Origin of the sequence: Actinoplanes sp. NPDC051494, from assembly GCF_044454705.1 — a bacterium.
Lineage (GTDB): Bacteria > Actinomycetota > Actinomycetes > Mycobacteriales > Micromonosporaceae > Actinoplanes.
The window spans coordinates 46,696-64,052 of sequence record NZ_JBITDZ010000016.1 but is presented as its reverse complement, the minus strand read 5'-3'; the positions used below and the strand labels follow the sequence as shown (position 1 = coordinate 64,052).

At 71.7% G+C, this 17,357-nt stretch carries 17 protein-coding genes; 12 read left to right on the top strand and 5 right to left on the bottom strand.

What is annotated here, in order from left to right; genetic code table 11:
* Positions 1-267 precede the first annotated feature (267 nt).
* The 5 genes from ACIA6A_RS38175 to ACIA6A_RS38155 all read left to right on the top strand — a co-directional run bounded on the left by ACIA6A_RS38175 (position 268) and on the right by ACIA6A_RS38155 (position 6,427).
* Positions 268-759, top strand: a complete 492-nt coding sequence (locus ACIA6A_RS38175) for a hypothetical protein (RefSeq protein ID WP_396102970.1) — start codon at positions 268-270, stop codon at positions 757-759.
* A gap of 2 nt (positions 760-761) precedes the next feature.
* Positions 762-1,586, top strand: a complete 825-nt coding sequence (locus ACIA6A_RS38170; RefSeq protein ID WP_396102969.1) for a hypothetical protein — start codon at positions 762-764, stop codon at positions 1,584-1,586.
* A gap of 274 nt (positions 1,587-1,860) precedes the next feature.
* Positions 1,861-3,885, top strand: coding sequence for a hypothetical protein (locus ACIA6A_RS38165; RefSeq protein WP_396102968.1), 2,025 nt, complete (start codon positions 1,861-1,863; stop codon positions 3,883-3,885).
* Positions 3,882-5,060, top strand: coding sequence for an MFS transporter (locus ACIA6A_RS38160; RefSeq protein WP_396102967.1), 1,179 nt, complete (start codon positions 3,882-3,884; stop codon positions 5,058-5,060). Before ACIA6A_RS38165 ends, ACIA6A_RS38160 begins: the two co-directional genes overlap by 4 nt.
* Positions 5,061-5,071: 11 nt before the next feature.
* Positions 5,072-6,427, top strand: a complete 1,356-nt coding sequence (locus tag ACIA6A_RS38155) for a GH1 family beta-glucosidase (RefSeq protein WP_396102966.1) — start codon at positions 5,072-5,074, stop codon at positions 6,425-6,427.
* Here the strand turns inward: ACIA6A_RS38155 and ACIA6A_RS38150 are convergent.
* The gene (locus tag ACIA6A_RS38150) at positions 6,412-7,008 is read right to left on the bottom strand and encodes a TetR/AcrR family transcriptional regulator (protein WP_396102965.1); all 597 of its coding nucleotides are present in this window, start codon (positions 7,006-7,008) and stop codon (positions 6,412-6,414) included. The genes ACIA6A_RS38155 and ACIA6A_RS38150 overlap by 16 nt on opposite strands.
* 76 nt (positions 7,009-7,084) lie before the next feature.
* Between ACIA6A_RS38150 and ACIA6A_RS38145 the strand changes: the two genes are divergently transcribed.
* The 3 genes from ACIA6A_RS38145 (at position 7,085) to ACIA6A_RS38135 (ending at position 11,465) form a co-directional block, all read left to right on the top strand.
* On the top strand, positions 7,085-8,617 hold the full coding sequence (locus tag ACIA6A_RS38145) for a hypothetical protein (protein WP_396102964.1): 1,533 nt from the start codon (positions 7,085-7,087) through the stop codon (positions 8,615-8,617).
* Positions 8,617-10,956, top strand: a complete 2,340-nt coding sequence (locus ACIA6A_RS38140; protein ID WP_396102963.1) for an HAD-IC family P-type ATPase — start codon at positions 8,617-8,619, stop codon at positions 10,954-10,956. Before ACIA6A_RS38145 ends, ACIA6A_RS38140 begins: the two co-directional genes overlap by 1 nt.
* Before the next feature lie 128 nt (positions 10,957-11,084).
* Positions 11,085-11,465, top strand: a complete 381-nt coding sequence (locus tag ACIA6A_RS38135; RefSeq protein ID WP_396102962.1) for a hypothetical protein — start codon at positions 11,085-11,087, stop codon at positions 11,463-11,465.
* Positions 11,466-11,475: 10 nt separating this feature from the next.
* Here the strand turns inward: ACIA6A_RS38135 and ACIA6A_RS38130 are convergent, their stop codons facing one another.
* Positions 11,476-12,783, bottom strand: a complete 1,308-nt coding sequence (locus ACIA6A_RS38130; protein ID WP_396102961.1) for a PQQ-dependent sugar dehydrogenase — start codon at positions 12,781-12,783, stop codon at positions 11,476-11,478.
* A gap of 80 nt (positions 12,784-12,863) precedes the next feature.
* Between ACIA6A_RS38130 and ACIA6A_RS38125 the strand changes: the two genes are divergently transcribed.
* Entirely contained in the window at positions 12,864-13,103 is a 240-nt protein-coding gene (locus ACIA6A_RS38125; protein ID WP_396102959.1) for a hypothetical protein, read from the top strand.
* A 5-nt stretch (positions 13,104-13,108) separates the two neighbouring features.
* On the opposite strand, the gene ACIA6A_RS38120 is transcribed toward ACIA6A_RS38125, so the two are convergent.
* Both ACIA6A_RS38120 and ACIA6A_RS38115 read right to left on the bottom strand, forming a co-directional pair.
* Positions 13,109-14,260: an MFS transporter gene (locus tag ACIA6A_RS38120; RefSeq protein WP_396102957.1), complete on the bottom strand. Its 1,152-nt coding sequence runs from the start codon at positions 14,258-14,260 to the stop codon at positions 13,109-13,111.
* A 79-nt stretch (positions 14,261-14,339) separates the two neighbouring features.
* Positions 14,340-14,918 (bottom strand): TetR family transcriptional regulator, encoded by a 579-nt coding sequence (locus tag ACIA6A_RS38115; RefSeq protein ID WP_396102955.1) that lies wholly within the window; start codon positions 14,916-14,918, stop codon positions 14,340-14,342.
* Positions 14,919-14,983: 65 nt separating this feature from the next.
* On the opposite strand from ACIA6A_RS38115, the gene ACIA6A_RS38110 reads away from it, so the two are divergent.
* The 3 genes from ACIA6A_RS38110 to ACIA6A_RS38100 are packed head-to-tail and all read left to right on the top strand — an operon-like array spanning position 14,984 to position 17,028.
* On the top strand, positions 14,984-15,766 hold the full coding sequence (locus ACIA6A_RS38110; RefSeq protein WP_396102953.1) for an SDR family NAD(P)-dependent oxidoreductase: 783 nt from the start codon (positions 14,984-14,986) through the stop codon (positions 15,764-15,766).
* A gap of 33 nt (positions 15,767-15,799) precedes the next feature.
* On the top strand, positions 15,800-16,357 hold the full coding sequence (locus ACIA6A_RS38105) for a TetR/AcrR family transcriptional regulator (RefSeq protein ID WP_396102951.1): 558 nt from the start codon (positions 15,800-15,802) through the stop codon (positions 16,355-16,357).
* A complete protein-coding gene (locus ACIA6A_RS38100) occupies positions 16,351-17,028 on the top strand; it encodes a lysophospholipid acyltransferase family protein (RefSeq protein ID WP_396102950.1) in 678 nt (225 codons plus the stop codon). Before ACIA6A_RS38105 ends, ACIA6A_RS38100 begins: the two co-directional genes overlap by 7 nt.
* On the opposite strand, the gene ACIA6A_RS38095 is transcribed toward ACIA6A_RS38100, so the two are convergent.
* Positions 17,015-17,305 carry a DUF1905 domain-containing protein gene (locus tag ACIA6A_RS38095; RefSeq protein ID WP_396102948.1) on the bottom strand — a complete coding sequence of 97 codons (291 nt, stop codon included), beginning with the start codon at positions 17,303-17,305 and terminating at the stop codon, positions 17,015-17,017. The genes ACIA6A_RS38100 and ACIA6A_RS38095 overlap by 14 nt on opposite strands.
* Positions 17,306-17,357 lie beyond the last annotated feature (52 nt).

Sequence of the window (17,357 nt, the reverse complement as noted above, 5' to 3'; positions counted from 1 at the left end):
TGCGACGCGGAAATGCATTGCACCGGCCTTCCGGCTGCTCCAAGCTGGATCTATGACGAGACTCTACGAACACGTCCGCCTGGAACAGTCCACCCGGCGCTCGCGGTCCGCACTGTCCCGCAGACTGACCACATCCGTCCGAGCCTGCGTCGTGGTGGCCAGGTACCCGAAACTCAGCGCGGCCTGGAAGCGCCCCCCAGCCTGGCGATGACCACCGCGCCCGGCCCGGGCCGCAGCGGGACGGGGAAGTGCCTTCTCGCGTCCCGCATGGCCGTCCTGCTCGCGGCACCCGTCATCGAGATCGACGACTTCGTCTCGTGGGAGTGCTTCGCGGACTGGTGGCCACGCCTCGACGACCAGGTCCTCACCCCGCTGCTGGCCGGCCGGGACGCGACCTACCAGGTCAGGGACTGGACCGACTGGTACGGATCGACGCTCGGCGGCTGGGAGACGCGACACTGGGCCCCGACCGTCATCCTGGAGGGCGCCACCTGCACCCGCCGAGAAACGATCGGGCGCCTGGCATACACGATCTGGGTCGAGGCTCCCGCAGAGATGAGGCTGGCCCGCGGGATGGCCAGGGACACCCGTTTCCCGGGCAAGGAGGCCGGTGGAAACGCTGGATGCGCAAGGAGGACAGTTTCCTCGGCGCGGACGGAACCCGCGGTATGCGCACCCGGCGACGAGAACGCATATGATTCATATTTGTCGCCTGCCAGAAAGTCGACAAACACAGCCGGAACGTTGATAGATTCCTGAATATGCTCCTGACTCAGAGCGCCTTTCTGGAGATCGCCTCGTACGCCGGTAAAGGACTGCGGGACTGCCTGAGCCTCATCGCCTTGCACAATCGTGACCGGCAGAGATCGTTTCTCAATCCTGGTACCGTGCTCTGCGCCGTTTCCACGTGGGAACGTTTCGTCCATGATCTGGTCGACGCCTCGTCCACAGCCCGGTGGAGCATGCGCGACACAGGGTGGAACGAGGACAGCTCCTTGCCCTGGCCCGGCTCCCGCGGCGACCTGAAAGGCGAAGATGCACGCCGTCATCGGTGCCGCATCGACCAAAGACTGCTTGACCTTGAAGTACTCAAAACCCCGTTGACAGTGCTGTGGGATGTGCAGGTCGCTACCTCGTGGAGAGGTGCAGATCCAACACGGTGGCGACGCGTTGGCTTCACCGTGGGTGACGTCGACGGCGACGAGTTGAGGCAGGCCATGCTCGGGGCAAAATCCGCGCGCGACGCCGCCGCCCATCGTCTCTATTTCAAGAAAGCGCACCAAGCGCTAGGCCTCATGAAGGCCGGGACAACACCGGACGAGGCCGATTTCCTTGACTGGTGTTACGTGTGGCAGAGCGACAACACTGTCAAGAGTGGAGCTGACGGCAGCGGCGAGCCGATGGGCCGGCCGACGATCCAGAGCGGTTACGCTCGCGGCGTGGTGGGGTTGTTCCTGCAACTGGTGGACCAGACGATCGCCGCTGTCGATGCACATCAGGATTGGAACATCCGGAGCCGGGCCATTCCCGCTGAGTGGTTCGCATCCGACTTCGCGAGTAAAACGTTGCCGCGTATTGTGATCTGAAGACCCACGGCGCCGTGAGCCGGGTTCGATCCCCGCGGCGCATGCCGCGAACCCCGGCCGGCGATGACCGGCGAGCGCACCCCTGAAGACCGCCTTCGAGGTATCGATCTGACGGGTCGCACCTCCGGGGCCGGAGCGTTCGCGTGGTCAAGTATCGACGGGTGGCGATCGCGCTCCGGAGAAAGTTTGCCCTGGGGGATGGCCTGAACGATGGCTCGTTCCTATGCTGTGCCCATCTTGGTAGATCAGATGATCGACCAAAAGGAGGTACCGCATGAGGCGGACGCTGCTCGCCGGAGCCGTTGCTCTCATCGTCGTCGCTGTCCCCACCGCCGCACCGGCGGCCGAGTCCTGGTCCCCCGCCTACGATCTGGACAATGCCTGCGTCGCGCTGCAGGCGTTCAACGGTTCCACCTCGCTCGGCTACCTCAACCGTAACGGCGCCGGGGGTTATGGGTTCACCGCGACCCGGGCGTCGGCCGAGCCGTTCCGGTTCGACGCCACCGCGCTCGGGCGGTACACGATGCGCGACTCCACCGGCGCGTACGCGTATCAGAGTGTGATCGGTTTCGTGATGACCGGCAGCTCGTACGGCGATCGTGCGGACTGGACCGTCAGCAGGGCCGGCGGTTCCTACAAGGTTGTCTCCACCGCCACCGGCCAGCAGCTCGGTTCCTACCTGGGTGGGGTCGGCGCGGGGTCGGCCACGCTGACCACGGGCACCGCCACCGGGTGTTCGACGACGCCCGAGGTCGCGACCGGGGTCAGTGGCACCGCCGCGCCCGGGGTGACCGCCGCCGGGAAGCTCAACGGGTGGATCGACGCGCACGCGCATGTCACCGCCGCCGCGGCGTTCGGGGGTGAGATGCACTGCGGTGAAGCGTGGGATCCGGGTGGTGTCACGGTCGCGCAGGCCGGCTGCCCGTCGCATGCCACGCTCGGGGTCGGGGCGGTCTTCGAGGCCATCATCGGGGGCACCGACCCGATCGACTCGGCCGAGGACGGCTGGCCGACGTTCGGGGACTGGCCGCAGCCGGAGAGCCTGCTGCACGAGCAGTCGTACTATCGCAGCATCGAGCGGACGTGGCGGTCCGGGGAACGGGTGCTCAACGCGCTGCTGGTCGGCAACCGGGTCATCTGTGAGCTGTACCCGTTGCGGGAGACCAGCTGCGACGAGATGGACCAGGTCCGGGTGCAGTACCAGTACCTGAAATCCATGCAGGACTACGTCGACGCGCAGAGCGGCGGTCCCGGTCTCGGGTGGTTCCGCCTGGCGAAGACCCCCGCGGATGTACGCCGCATCGCCGCCGAGGGCAAACTGGCCGTCACGATCGGGGTGGAGATCTCCGAGCTGTTCGGGTGCAAGCAGACCGCGGCGTGCACGACCGGTGCCATCGACGCGGGCCTGGACGAGCTGGTGGCGATGGGCGTCAGCGGGCTGTACCCGGTGCACAAGTTCGACAACGCGTTCGGCGGCACCCGCTTCGACACGGGGCTGACCGGCGCGGCGGTCAACATCGGCAACCTGGTGTCAGCCGGGCACTGGTGGCAGGCGCAGTCCTGCACCGGGGCGCACGACAACGAGCAGCCGATCGTCAGTGACGACATCGCCCGGCTGCTGGCCCTCGGCGAGCTGGACCTGCCGGCCGGCACGATCGCCCCGGTCTACCCGAGCGGGCCGATCTGCAACGTCCGGGGCCTGACAACGCTGGGCGCGTACCTGATCGACAAGATGATCGACCGCGGGCTGATCATCCACATCGACCACATGGGGGTCCGGACGGCCGCGGCCGTGCTGGACCGGGCCGAGGCGGCCCACTATCCCGGGGTCGTGTCGGTGCACACCTGGTCGGACCGGGCGATCGTGGACCGGATCCTGGCGCTGGGCGGTTTCGTCGCGACGTACGGGTTCGCGGTCACCGACCCGGGCAACGGCGAGCCGAACTTCCTCGCCGAGTGGCGGGCCAACCGGGCGCTGCCGCACGCCGCCACGATGACCGGTTACGGCGTGGGCACCGACGTCAACGGGTTCGCCCAGCAGCCGCAGCCCCGGCTGACCGCGGCCACCCAGCCGTTCGCCTACCCGTTCACCGCCCCGAACGGCACGACGGTGAACAAGCAGGTGATGGGCACCCGCACGTTCGACATCAACACCGACGGCGTCGCCCAGTACGGCCTGTACGCCGACTGGGTCAACGACCTGATCGGCCAGGCCGGTGCCGACGGCCCGGCGCTGCGTCAGCAGCTCATGAACGGCGCCGAGGCGTACACCGCGATGTGGGAACGGGCCCGCTTGTGACCACACCGGTGGTGGCGCCGCCGAGGGTGGGGCGTGGATGGATCGCGGCCTACGTCCTGGCCATGGTCGGCGTCGCCGCCGGGTGGTTCGGCCCGATCCAGATCCTGCTTCCCGAGCAGGCCGCCCGGCTCGCCGAGCCGGGCGGCAAGGAAGCCCTGTTGTCACTGGTCAGCGGCATCGGGGCGGCGGCTTCACTGGTCGCCAACCCGCTGTGGGGCGCGGCCTCGGACCGGCTGCACGGCCGCCGCCCGATCCTGATCGCCGGCACCGCCGTCGGGGTGACCGGCCTCGCGGTGCTGGCCGCGGCGCCGTCACCGCTGGTGATGGTCGCCGGGTGGGTGCTGGTGCAGGCCGGGCTGAACGGCCCGCTCGCCGCGCTGGCCGCGATGCTCGGCGACCGGGTGCCGGAGTCCCAGCGGGGCACGGTCGGCGCCCTGTTCGGGGTGGCCCAGATCGTCGGCGTGGTGCTGGGCACCGCGGTGGCGGTCGCGTCCGGTGACGTACGGATCGGCTACCTCGCCCTGGTGGTCGCTGTCCCGGCCCTGATCGTGAGCTTGTTGATCACCCACCGCGAGACCGTCGTGCGCACCACGACCTGGGTACGGCCGCGGTTCAGCAGCCTGTTCGCCTGGGCGTGGCTGATCCGGTTCCTGCTGAATCTCGCCAACGCGCTGCTGCTCGTCTACCTGTACTACTACCTCGGCGACCGGGTGGGCGTCGCCGATCCCGCCGCCCTGGTCCTGGTCGCCACGCTGATCAACGTCGCGGTCACCGCCGTCGCCGCGACCGCCGGGGGCATCCTGTCGGACCGCTGGCAGCGCCGCCGGGTGTTCATCGGGGCCGGGTCGGTGACGCTGGCCGCCGGCTTCGTGGTGCTGGCGCTGGTGCCCGAGGTGCCGGCGGTGCTGGCCGCGTCGGCGTTGCTGGGCTGCGGGTGGGGCCTGTTCATCGCGGTGGACCTGGCCGTCATCACCGGGGTGCTGCCGGACGCCGAGTCGCGGGCCACGATGCTCGGGGTCGCGAACATCGCCGCCGCCCTGCCCCAGCTGCTCGCCCCGGTGATCGCCGGCGTGGTGGTCACCCGGGCCGGCGGCTATCCCACGCTCTACCTGATCACCGCCGGCGTGGCCCTGCTCGGCCTCGCCTGTCTGCCGCGACTGCGTGGCGTCATCTGAAAGGGAACAGCATGCTTCAACTGCCGGCGGGATTCCGCTTCGGCATGTCCACCGCGGCGTTCCAGATCGAGGGCGCGGCCGCCCTCGACGGCAAGGGGCCGAGCATCTGGGACACGTTCACCGCGCGGCCCGGCACGATCCGGCACGGTGAGGACGCCGCCGTCGCCGCCGACCACTACCACCGCTACGTGGAGGACGTCGGGCACATCGCCGAGGCCGGCACGCACGACTACCGGTTCTCGTTCTCCTGGCCGCGGGTGCTGCCCGGCGGCCGGGGGCAGGTCAACGGCAACGGCCTGGACTTCTACGACCGGCTGGTGGATGAGTTGCTCACCGCCGGGGTACGCCCGGTGCCCACGCTGTACCACTGGGACCTGCCCCAGGCGCTGGAGGACGAGGGCGGCTGGATGAACCGCGACACGTCCTACGCCCTGGCGGACTACGCGGCGGTGCTCGTGGACCGGCTCGGCGACCGGGTCCGCGACTGGATCACCCTCAACGAGATGAACGTGCAGATCCTGTACGGGTACGCGCTCACCGACCACGCCCCCGCGCTGGGCCTGGGTCTCGGCGCGCTGCCGGCCGCCCATCACCAGCTGCTCGCACACGGTCTCGCCGTGCAGGCCCTGCGCGCCGGGGGTGCCGCGACGGTCGGGGTGGCGAGCCAGCACTTCCCGGTCTCCCCCGCGAGCGACGACCCGGCCGACGTCGAGGCGGCCGCGCTCTTCGCCGGGCTGACGAACTGGACGTTCTCCGACCCGATCCTGCTCGGGGAGTACCCGGACCCGGAGTTCACCGCGTCCGTGCCGGCCGGCGACCTGGAGATCATCTCGGCGCCGCTGGACTTCTACGGCGTCAACTACTACGAGCCGACCCGGATCGAGGCGCCCCGCGAGGGCAAGGACTACCACGGTGTCCTGGAGGTCGACGTCCCCTCCGGGCTGCCCTTCTCCCCCGTCGCGGTGGAGTCCGACGAGCGTACCGACTTCGGCTGGGCGATCGTCCCGTCCGGGCTGACCGACATCCTCGTCACGCTGCGGGACCGGTATCCGGGGCTGCCGCCGGTGGTCGTCACCGAGAACGGGGCGTCGTTCCACGACGGCGGGCCGGGCCCGGACGGCCGGGTGCACGACCCGCGCCGGATCGCGTTCCTCGAGGCCCACCTGGGCGCGGTCGCGGCCGCCATCGACAAGGGTGTCGACGTGCGTGGCTACTACGTGTGGTCGGCACTGGACAACTTCGAGTGGGCCGCCGGTTACGACGAGCGCTTCGGGCTGGTGCACGTCGACCGCGACACCCTCGACCGTACGCGTAAGGACTCGTGGTTCTGGTTCCGTGACCTCATCGCGGGTCAACCCCGGAGCTGATCGACGAACGCCGTGGCGAGCCGGTTCAGCCGCTCGCCACGGCCCTCCTCGGCCCAGCCGTCGACGAGGCTGAGCAGCGTGGTGCCCTCGACCAGGATGATGAAGTCGTCGATGACCTCGTCGTCGTCCACCCCGCCGCGCAGCTCGGCCAGGTCGCGGGCCTCCCGCAGGCACACCCGCAGGATCTCGCGGATCCGCAGGTGCGAGTCGCGCCGGGACGCGGCCAGCCGCGGGTGCGACAGCGCGGCACCGGCGAACGCGACGTTGACGTGCGCGTCGGCGGCCCGTTCGGCGTCCAGCGGCAGCACCGCCTCGAGCGCGGCGCGCAGCGCGGCCAGCCCGGACAGGTCCCCGCCGAGCCGGAACGCCCGGTCGACGATCCGGTCGTAGACGGCGGTCTGCGCGGCGACCAGGATGTCGTCCTTGCCGCCGAGGAAATGCGCCAGGACGCTCAGCGAGCACCCGGCCTCGTCGGCGATGGCCCGGGTCGTGGTGCCTTCCACCCCGCGCTCGCGGACCACCCGCCAGGTGGCCGCGAGCAGTTCGGCCCGCCGCAGGTCATGATCCACAAGTCGGGGCACGCGGCCAGCGTATGCCGCCCGGGCGAACTTTCGCACACCGGCCATCTGCGCAGGTCAGCAATGATGCACTGGGGGTATGGCACGCTCCGCGGTCGCCGCTGTCCCGCTCCCGCCCATCCCGGCCGACGTCCACCCCACCGATCACCGGCCCCGCCGGTCGCCGCTGCTGCCGCGGGTGGCACCGGTCGCCGTACCCGGGATCCTGATGCTCGTCCTGGGTCTGACCGGGTCCGGCCGTCCGGCCCTGAGCTGGGACGAGATCGCCACCGTCGACGTGGCCCAGCGGCCCGCGGCGCGGATCTGGGAGCTGCTGCACCACATCGACGGCGTGTTCGGCTCGTACTACCTGTTCATGCACTGGTGGACCACCACGGCCGGGATCAGCGCGCTCGACCTGCGGCTGCCGTCGATCCTGGCCATGGCCGCGGCGGTGGCGCTGACCGGGGAACTCGGGCGGCGGCTGGCCGGCCCGGTCACCGGCACGCTCGCCGGGATCCTGCTGTGCCTGATGCCGAACATGTCGCGCTACGCCGCGGAGGCCCGGCCGTACGCGTTCGCGTGCCTCGTGGCGATGACCTCGCTCCTGCTGCTGCACCGGGTCCTCGACCGGCCCGGATGGCCCCGGCTGCTCGCCTACGGACTGGTGACCGCGCTGCTCGGCGTCGTCCATCTGCTCGCGCTGACCGTGCTCGGCGGGCACGCGGTCGTCGTCGGGGTGCACGCGCGCCGGATCCGGTCGTGGCGGCCGGTCGTGCGGTGGGGCGTGACCGTCGCGGCCGTCCTCGTGGCGCTGACGCCGCTGATCGTCGTCGGGCTGCGGCAACGCGACGACCAGCTGTCCTGGGTGCCGCCGTTGACGCCCGACGTCGCGTACGCGTTCCCGGCCGCCCTGGTCGGCTCGCCGCAGGCCGCGTGGATGCTGATCGGCCTGGTCACCGTCGCGGTGTGGCGCCCGCTGCCGCACACCCGGGCGATGCTCGCGCTGGCTCTCGTACCCATCGCCCTGATCGCCGTGGTGTCGTTGTCCGGGGCGAACTTCTGGGTGGCGCGCTACCTGCTGATCGTGCTGGCCCCGATCGCCCTGGTGGCCGCCCGCGGGCTCAAGCGCCTGGCCGCCGACCCCCGGGGCGACGCCCGGGTGCCCGCGGTGCGGCTGGCGGTGGTCTGCGTGATCTTCGGGGTGGCGGCGCTGCCCGGCCAGGCCGCCGTCCGCGGCCGGACCGTCAAGAACGGCACCGACCTGCGCTCCACCAGCGCGGTCGTCGCGCAGCAGCGGCAGCCCGGCGACGTCATCGTGTACACGCCCGGGTCCCGTGTGCTGCGGCCCGGCACCGACTACTACCTGCGCGACGTGCCCGGGCGGCCGATCGACATCCTGCTGCTGCGCACCGCGTCCGACGCCGCCTCGCTGCGCGCCGACGAATACGCCGACGCGGCCGCCCGGGTGAGCGGGTCGCCGCGGGTCTGGCTGCTGGTGTCCGGACGCCACAACGACCCGGCCGCCACCCGGCCCGACCTGGCACCGATGCTGGGTTACGCGTACCGCAGGACCGGGATCTGGCAGGTCAAGGACGGCACCCTGGCGCTGTTCACGCGGACCGGGCCCTGATGGCCCAGCGCACCTACGGCCGGATCCTGCGGACCAACGTCTTCTCGTTCTTCAACACCGTGCTGTTCGTCATCGGCGCCGCCCTGCTGGCCCTGGGCCGCTACAGCGACGCGCTGATCAGCGTCGGGCTGGGACTGATCAACGCGGTGCTCAGCGCGGTCCAGGAGATCCGGGCCAAACGCAAGTTCGACCGGCTCCAGCTGCTGGAACGCTCCCCGGTCTCGGTGCTGCGCGAGGGGCGGGAGACCCTGCTCGACGTCGAGCAGGTCGTCGCCGGCGACGTGCTGCTCATCCGCCCCGGCGACCAGATCGTGGTCGACGGCCCGCTGCAGGAGGACGGTGCGGTCGAGGCCGACGAGTCGCTGCTGACCGGTGAGTCCGAGCCGGTGGTCAAGAAGCCCGGCGACGACCTGCGCTCGGGCAGTTTCTGCGTCGCCGGGCAGGGCCGCCAGCTCGCCCGCGACGTCGGCGCGGACAGCTACGCCGGCCGGCTCACCGCCCAGGCCCGCCAGGACACCACCGACACGACGCCGCTGCAACGCCGGATCGAGTTCGTCGTGCGGCTGGTCATCACGCTGACCGTGCTGATGAGCGGGGCCATCATGGGACAGGCCGTGATCGAGGGCGTGACGCTGCTGCGTACCGTCCAGATCGCCGCCGTCCTGTCCGGGCTGATCCCCTACGGCCTGTTCCTGCTCATCGCCGTCGCCTACACCGGCGGCGCCGCCGCGCTGGCCCGGCACGGCGCGCTGGTCCAGCGGGTCAACGCGGTCGAGTCGGTCAGCAACGTGGACGTGGTCTGCACGGACAAGACCGGCACGCTCACCACCGGGGAGCTCAGCGTCGACCAGGTCCGATCCTACGGCGGGCACGACGCCGGGACACTGCTCGGCGGGTTCGCCCGCAGCGTCACCACCGCGAACCTCACCACCACGGCGCTCGCGGCGAGCCTGCCCGGCACCGCCTGGACGGTACGCAACGAGGTGCCGTTCACGTCGGCGAAGCGCTGGTCCGGGCTCACCACACCGGACGGCACGTGGATGCTCGGCGCCCCGGACGTGCTCGCCCCCGACCTGCCCTGCGACGAGCTCACCGCGCGGGGGCTGCGGGTGCTGGTGCTGACCCGTACCGGCGCGCCGGGAGCGGAACCGGAGCTGGCCGGCCTGGTCGCGCTCGCCGACCGGTTGCGGCCCGAGGTCACCGACAGCATCAGCCGTTTCCACGCCGAGGGGGTCGCGGTGAAGGTGCTCTCCGGCGACGACCCGCGGACCGTCGCCGCGCTCGCGGTCCGCGCCGGGCTCGGCGACGGCGAACCGGTGGCCGGCCCGGCGCTCGACGACCTCGACGACGCGGCCCTGGACGCCCTCGTCGCGCGCACCACGGTGTTCGGCCGGGTCGCCCCCGAACAGAAGGAACGCATCGTCCGGTCGCTGCGCCGCCAGGGCCGGTACGTCGCGATGATCGGCGACGGGGTCAACGACGCCCGCGCCCTCAAGAGCGCACAGGTCGGGGTGGCCATGCGCAGCGGCAGCGCGGTGACCCGCGACGTCGCCGACATCGTGCTGCTCGACGACTCGTTCGCCGCGCTGCTGCCCGCCCAGCGCGAGGGCCGGCACATCGTGAACGGCATCGCCACCTCGATGTACGTGTTCCTCGCCCGGGTCGCCTCCCAGGGCCTGGTGATCCTCGCGGTCACCATGCTCGGCCTGGGCTTCCCGTACTCCCCCGCGCAGGTCGGCCTGACTCTGCTCACGGTCGGTGTCCCCACGTTCTTCCTCACCCGCTGGGCGCCGTCCACCCCGCCGGACCCGCGCCCGCTGATCGGCCTGGCCCGGTTCGTCATCCCGGCCGCGCTGGTCACCGCGGGATTCGGCACCGCCGTCTACGCCGTGCTGTACCAGTCCGTCACCACGTTCCTGACCACCGGCGACAGCCCGGCGGACGTGGTCACCGCGTTCGAGGAGTACACCGGTCTGGCGCGTACCGACACCGATTTCGTCGCGGCGTCCGCCGCGATCGGCGCCCAGACCGGCCTGTCCACGTTCTTCTGCCTGGCCTCGTTCGTCCTGATCCTGTTCCTGGCCCCGCCGGTCCGGCTGTTCGCCGCGTGGACCCCACCGACCACCGACCGCCGGCCCACCGTGCTGGTCGCGGTCCTGCTGGTCGCGTTCGCCGCCGTCCTGTTCGTCCCGGCACTGTCCACCTACTTCGGACTGACCGGTCCCGGCCCGGCCGTCTTCAACGCGGTGCTCCCCGCCCTGGCACTGTGGTTCGCCGCGCTGAGCGCCGCGTTCCGGTTCCGGTTGCTCGACCGCGTCCTGGGCCTGCCCGTGCGCTGATGCGGGTGACGCCGCCGCCCGCCGCCGGCCCCGTCCTGAGTCCGGGCAGCTCACGGGGCATCGCCGGGCGGACGGGGCTGCTAGATTGTGCGCCGTCGCATTCAAGATCAACTGGCGGGGGCAGCACAATGGGGATCTCACGGAAGGTCGCAGCGGCCGTACTCACCATCACCGCCGCCGTCTCCGTAGCGGTGGCGGGCGTCGGGACACCGGCATCGGCCGCGAGCACGGGCTGCAACACCGGCTCGAAGCTGACCTGGAACAAGAAATGGTGCAAGACCGGGACGATCAAGCCCAACAAGCAGCACGACCTGCGCGTGTACGGCCACCAGTGCAAGGGCACGAAGTGGCGGGTATGGGACGTCGGCACCGGCAAGACCGTCGCCAGCGGCACCAGCAAGGGCAGCGACCGCACGCTCGACAAGGTGATCAACGGTCTCTACGGCACCTACAAGGCCGAGATCCCCAGCGGCTGCACCAACGACTCCATCAGCCTGTACGACTTCTGACCGGCGGCGATCAGCCCGGGGCGGTGACGCGGTAGATCGCTCCGGCGAGGTCGTCGCTGACGTAGAGGGCCTGGTCGGGGCCCTGGACGGCCATGACCGGGCGGCCCCAGCGGGAGCCGTCGTCGTTCTGGAAGCCGGTCAGCAGGGTCTGCTGGGCGGCGAGGGTGCCGTCGCGCCAGGCGAAGAACGACACCTCGGGGGCGCGAGGCGGTTTGCGGTTCCAGGAGCCGTGGACACCGACCAGCGCACCCTGACCGTAGTCGCCGGCCAGGGTGGCGAAGCTCAGGCCCAGCGGCGCGGAGTGGGCGCCCATGCCCTGCTCAACCGGGGGCAGGGCGGCGCAGTCGAGCTTCGACCCGTCCGGGTTCAGCTGGATGTCGCGCACGAACGGGCGCCGGGTGTAGCTGAGCGCGGTGTCCGCCTCGCCGGGGTTCACGTCCGGGTCCGGGTTGCAGTACGGCCAGCCCAGGTCGCGGCCCTGCTCCAGGCGGGCGAAGGGCTCCAACGGGTGGTCGTTGACGTAGGACTGCCGGACGGGGCCGCTCTTCTCGTACGGATATCCGATGTTGTCCCTGTTGTTGACCGCGGTCCACACCGCTCCGCCGGGGTCGACCGCCAGGCCGGTGCCGTTGCGGACGCCGCGGGCGAAGACCTCGGGTTCGCCGCCGCCGGCGGGTGCGCGCAGGATGGAGGCCCGTTCCGGGGTGGCGTCGCGGTCCCCGGCCGAGACGTTGCCGGTCGAGCCGACCGAGATGTAGAGCTCGCCGTCCTTGCCGACCGCCACGCTCTTGAGCGCGTGGGCGTAGGCGCCGCCGAGCTCGGGGCTCTTCTCGTCGGGCAGGCCGTCGACGACGACCTGGCGGCCCGAGACCGTCCCCTCGCGGTACGTGAAGCTGTCCACCTGATCGCTCTCGGCCACGTACAGCGTGGTGTCCGTGAAGGCCAGCCCGTGCGGCTGGTTCAGCCCGTCGATCAGGGTGCGCTGCGCCGGTGCGGTGTCACCCGGGCCGGGAGTCAGCTCGACGACGTCGCCGGACTTCGGCCGCGACACCAGCAGGCGGCGGTCCGGGGTCCAGGCCAGCAGCCGGGGGTTGGCCAGCCGGGCCCAGACGGTGACCGTCCAGCCGGCCGGGGCCCGCAGCTGCCGGGTCTCGTCGAACGGCGCCGCACCGGTGCCCGCGAGGGGCCGCACAGCGGTGTCGACCAACGCCGGGCTGCTCGGGGAGGCAGCCGGGGGCGGCACCGCCGCGGACGAGGAGCAGGCGGCCAGCGACGGCACCAGACCTACGACGAGCGCCGCACGCACGAGTGATCTCATGGCGCATCTGTACCCGTTTGTCCGCGGCGATGCAAGGATTCCTGGTTGCGCGGCCACCGCGCCGCCTTGATCATCGACGCGTGGGAATCGACCTGCGGTGGCGCTCCCAGACGACCCCGGGACGGACCGGGATCCCAGCGTTCAAGCTCGCGTCGAACGACCGGTGGCTGGTGACCGTGCGGGAGATCGACGAGGCACTCGCGGCGTACGCGAGCGCACCCGCCGAGCTGCGCACGACCCTGGAGGCCGATGCGACGTGGGCGAGCTGGCTGGCGTGGCTCGCCGTGGCCCGCGAGCACGGCGGCTTCGAGGCCGAGTAGCCGGGTCAGGAGGTGAGCGCCGAGCTGGGGGTGAGGTCGCGCCAGGCGCGGACGACCGGGAGCGTGAGCAGCAGTCCGGCCACCGGGATCAGGAACGCCCAGCGCAGGCCGATCGGCTCGGACAGGGCGCCGAGCAGCACCGTGCCCAGCAGCGCGCCGCCGTAGTTGAACAGGTTGACCCGGGCGATCACCTCGTCGCTGCGGCCCGGTGCCGCCGCCCCCGCGACGCTGAACGCGAGCGGCACCAGGATGCCGACCCCGATGCCGGTCAGCGCGAACCCGGCGATCGCCACGCCGACCGAGGCGAACGCCACCACCAGCGCGCAGCCGGCGGCGCAGATCAGCAGGCAGGCGGTTGCCGCCACGGTCACGCCGAGCCGGGGCACGAGGTGGTCGCCGGCGAGGCGGGCGGCCAGGATCGCGGCCTGGTAGGCGGCGTAACCGAGCGGGACGACCGCGGCCGACGCGGCGAGCGAGTCGTCGAGGTAGACCGAGCTCCACGTGCTGACCGCGGAGTCGGTGAGGAACGCGGTGAAGATGAGCGCCCCGCAGAGCATGACGACCCGGCGGGTGCCGGTGCCGGTGGGATGGCCCGGCACGTGGGGCTGCACCGTGCGGCCGGGTTCGAAGTTGGGCCGTCCGGCCAGGGCCGCGACCGCCGCGAAGATCGCCGCAAGGCCGACGCCGAGCGCGGTGGCCGTGCCGGTCGCGGCGACGCCGGACATCAGCAGGGCCGCAGCGATGGCGGCGGCGGTGTACGCCGCGAAGAGGCGGCTCATGACGCTGCGGCCGAGCCGGGCCTGGACGAGCACGCCCTGCATGCTGAGGCTGGCGTCGACCGCGCCCAGCCCGACGCCGTACGCGATGAAGCTGGCCGTGAAGAACAGGTTGGGGGTGTGGACCGTGGTCAGGGCGAGACCGGTCGCCACGACCAGCAGGCCACCGGTGAGGGCGGTGCGGCTGCCCCGGCTCGCCGCCACCCGGTCGGCCAGGACCGAGCCGCCGGCCGCGGCGAGCACGACCAGGAGCAGGATCACCGAGACGTACGTGTCGTCGATGTCCTGCCGGGCCTTGAACGTGGGCAGCGCGGTGACCACCGCGGCATAACCGAGGCCCTGGGCGGCGTAACCGCCGGCGATGAATACCGTGCGCCGCATCAGGGAATCATTGTCGTCGGCGCACCGGTAGGACAATGCCGGTTCGTCTGATGTTTTCCTCGGCGGCACCGGGTAGGCGTCAGCCGCGCACGGCCGCGACCGCCCGGTCGTAGAACTCCTCGACGGGCCGGGCGCCGCCATCCTTGATCCAGGCCTCGACGGCCGCGTCGAGGCAGGCCAGCGCACTGGCCACAATGGCCGTCGCGCGCGGATCGGTGACGCTGCCGGGCGCCACGCCGAGGCGGCGCTCGACGTCCGGGACGAGCTGACCGTGCCAGCGGGACTGTTTCTCCATCTGGCGCGCGCGCAGCGACGGCGTCCCGTGGAACATCTCCGACGTCTTCCGCGCCCACTCGGGCGTGAACTCGCCCTCCTCGACGACCGTCTGCAGCGCCGCCCGCAACGCCTCCCACGGCCCCTCGGACGCCGGCCGGGCCTCGAGGAGCTCCTGGATCCGGGCACCCCGCTCGGCGACGTCCCCGAGCGCGATGTCCTCCTTGGTGGCGAAGTAGCGGAACAGCGAGCGCCGGGAGATGCCGGCCTCGGTGGCGATCTGTTCCATCGTGACCGCGTCGAAGCCCCGCTCCAGGAAGAGCCGCATGGCCGTGGCCGCGATGTCCGCCCGTACCGCCTGACGGGTCCGTTCCCTGAGCCCCATGACGCCGATCATAGCTTCGGTGCCATTCTGGCACTGAGTGCCACACATGGCGTACAGTCCCATCCATGGCACCCGTTGACTATCGCAAGCAGACCACCCTGATCACCGGGGCGAGCGCCGGCATCGGCCGCGAGTTCGCCCGGGCCCTGGCCGCACGCGGCTCCGACCTCGTACTCGTCGCCCGCCGCAAGGACCGGCTCGAGGAGCTGGCGGCCGAGCTGAGCGTCAGGACCACCGTCATTCCGTTCGACCTGAGCGAGCCCGCCGCCGGCGAGCGCCTCTCCGCGGAGGTCGCCGCGCGCGGCCTGAGCGTGACCAGCGTCATCAACAACGCCGGCTTCGGCTCGCACGGCCCGTTCCACACCCTCGACCCGCGACGGCTGCGCGACGAGGTCGCGGTCAACGTCGCCGCGGTGGCCGACATCAGCCGGGCGTTCGTCGAACGGCTGCGCAGCGCCGGAGTCGGCGTGCTGGTCAACGTCGGCAGCTTGGGCTCCTACCAGCCCGGACCGGGCATGGCCCAGTACGCCGCGACCAAGGCGTTCGTGCTCAGCCTCACCGAGGCGCTCTGGTACGAGAGCCGCGGCACCGGCCTGCGCGTGCTCAGCCTCGCCCCCGGCCTGACCCGCACCGAGTTCTTCGACGTGGTCGGCACCGACTCGATGGCCCGCTACGGGCGCTTCGAGACCCCACAACAGGTTGTCGCGTACGGCCTGAAGGCCCTCGACCGCCGCAATCCCCCGCCCAGCGTGCAGTCCGGCGTCACCAACCGCGTCGCGATCCGCGCCACGCGCCTGCTGACCCGGCGCCGCGTGGTCATGATCGGCGGCCTGGCGGACCGCCGGTAGACAGTGTCTACGCGCATCTGGTAGACACTGTCCATGCCCGACGACCTGCGCACCCGCCTGGTGTCAGCCGGCGTCGCGCTCGTCGCCGAGAGCGGCACCGAGGCACTGTCGCTGCGCGAGATCGCCCGGCGCACCGGCGTCTCGCACGGCGCGCCCCGCCGATACTTCCCCACCCACCGCGAACTGCTCGCCGCCGTCGCCCGGGTGGGCTACGACGACCTCACCACCCGGGTCGCGCGGTTGCCGGTGCACGGCGACCCGGGGGTGGACCTGCTCGCCCTGGCCCGGCTCTACCTCGACTTCGCCCGCACCGACCGGGGCATGTTCGAGCTGATGTTCCGCCACGAGCTGCTCACCGGCAACAAAGAGGGGCTCCGGGCCGCGAGCAAGCCACTGTTCGGCGTCCTCATGCAACGACTCGGACCGGAGCGGCCCGACGCCGCCGTCGCCGCCGGGGCCTTCTGGGCCAACCTGCACGGCATCGCGCAACTCTGGCTCTGGGACAGCCTGCCGATGATCACCGGCAGCGACGATCCGGACGCGCTGCTGCGTGCAGCCGTCTCCGCGCACGTGAAACCGGAGCCATGCTGATCCCCCGCCTGCTGCGCGCGTCCCTCCTGCCGGTCGGCCACCTCGCGTTCCGCCCGACGATCGAGGGTCGCGAGCACGTCCCGGCGCAGGGCCCGGTGATCCTCGCCGCCAACCACATCTCGGCGCTGGACAGCTTCCTGATCCCGCTGTTCAGCCCCCGCGCGGTCGCGTTCCTCGCCAAGGCCGAATACTTCACCGGCACCAGCCCCAAAGGCCGCCTGACCAGTGCCGCGATCACCGGACTGGGGGCGATCCCGGTGCCCCGGGGCGCCCACCGGGCCGCCCAGGCCGCCCTGGAGACCGCGCTCGGGGTGCTCAACGAGGGCCGGGCGTTCGGCATCCACCCCGAGGGCACCCGGTCCCGCGACGGCCGGCTCTATCGTGGCCGTACCGGCGTGGCCTGGCTCGCCATGGCCTCCGGCGCCCCGGTCGTCCCGGTCGCGGTGATCGGCACCGACCGGGTCCAGCCGATCGGCTCCCGCTTCCCCCGGCCGGGCAAGGTCACCGTCCGCTTCGGAGCGCCGCTGAGCTTCCCGCAGGTGACCGCCGGTGCGGCCCGGGTCCGCCGGGACGCCACCGACGACATCATGGACGCGATCGCCAAGCTCTCCGGCCAGGACCGTGCCGACGGCTACAACGACCCGCCGGCCGCCGACGTCAAGCAGCCTTGACGGCGAGGCCCACGGTCACCACGTCACCGACGTCGACACGCTCGGCCGCACGGACCACGGCCTTGACCGGCACGACGTACCCACCGTCCCTGGGCCACAGCGACGTCGTCCACTCGGTGGCGCCTATCCGGGCCGTCACCGGGATCATCCCCCAGCCGTAACTGACCGTTCCGGAGACCGCGGCGATCCGTTCGCAGCCGGTCTCCGGCACGGTCACGAAATGGAAGGGCGAGGGACCGCGCCAGTACCAGAGCTCGCCGCTGAACTCGATGAACATGCCCCCAGTGTGCCGCCCCGGCATTGACGGATCGACTACCGTGACACACATC

What these genes read in the sequence shown, in the direction of transcription:
- ACIA6A_RS38095 (WP_396102948.1), bottom strand. Translation starts at nt 17,305, where the DNA reads ATGTTCATCGAGTTCAGCGGCGAGCTCTGGTACTGGCGCGGTCCCTCG.
- ACIA6A_RS38105 (WP_396102951.1), top strand. Translation starts at nt 15,800, where the DNA reads ATGCCCGACGACCTGCGCACCCGCCTGGTGTCAGCCGGCGTCGCGCTC.
- ACIA6A_RS38170 (WP_396102969.1), top strand. Translation starts at nt 762, where the DNA reads ATGCTCCTGACTCAGAGCGCCTTTCTGGAGATCGCCTCGTACGCCGGT.
- ACIA6A_RS38140 (WP_396102963.1), top strand. Translation starts at nt 8,617, where the DNA reads ATGGCCCAGCGCACCTACGGCCGGATCCTGCGGACCAACGTCTTCTCG.
- ACIA6A_RS38145 (WP_396102964.1), top strand. Translation starts at nt 7,085, where the DNA reads ATGGCACGCTCCGCGGTCGCCGCTGTCCCGCTCCCGCCCATCCCGGCC.
- ACIA6A_RS38165 (WP_396102968.1), top strand. Translation starts at nt 1,861, where the DNA reads ATGAGGCGGACGCTGCTCGCCGGAGCCGTTGCTCTCATCGTCGTCGCT.
- ACIA6A_RS38175 (WP_396102970.1), top strand. Translation starts at nt 268, where the DNA reads ATGGCCGTCCTGCTCGCGGCACCCGTCATCGAGATCGACGACTTCGTC.
- ACIA6A_RS38155 (WP_396102966.1), top strand. Translation starts at nt 5,072, where the DNA reads ATGCTTCAACTGCCGGCGGGATTCCGCTTCGGCATGTCCACCGCGGCG.
- ACIA6A_RS38115 (WP_396102955.1), bottom strand. Translation starts at nt 14,918, where the DNA reads ATGGGGCTCAGGGAACGGACCCGTCAGGCGGTACGGGCGGACATCGCG.
- ACIA6A_RS38110 (WP_396102953.1), top strand. Translation starts at nt 14,984, where the DNA reads ATGGCACCCGTTGACTATCGCAAGCAGACCACCCTGATCACCGGGGCG.
- ACIA6A_RS38100 (WP_396102950.1), top strand. Translation starts at nt 16,351, where the DNA reads ATGCTGATCCCCCGCCTGCTGCGCGCGTCCCTCCTGCCGGTCGGCCAC.
- ACIA6A_RS38120 (WP_396102957.1), bottom strand. Translation starts at nt 14,260, where the DNA reads ATGCGGCGCACGGTATTCATCGCCGGCGGTTACGCCGCCCAGGGCCTC.
- ACIA6A_RS38130 (WP_396102961.1), bottom strand. Translation starts at nt 12,783, where the DNA reads ATGAGATCACTCGTGCGTGCGGCGCTCGTCGTAGGTCTGGTGCCGTCG.
- ACIA6A_RS38135 (WP_396102962.1), top strand. Translation starts at nt 11,085, where the DNA reads ATGGGGATCTCACGGAAGGTCGCAGCGGCCGTACTCACCATCACCGCC.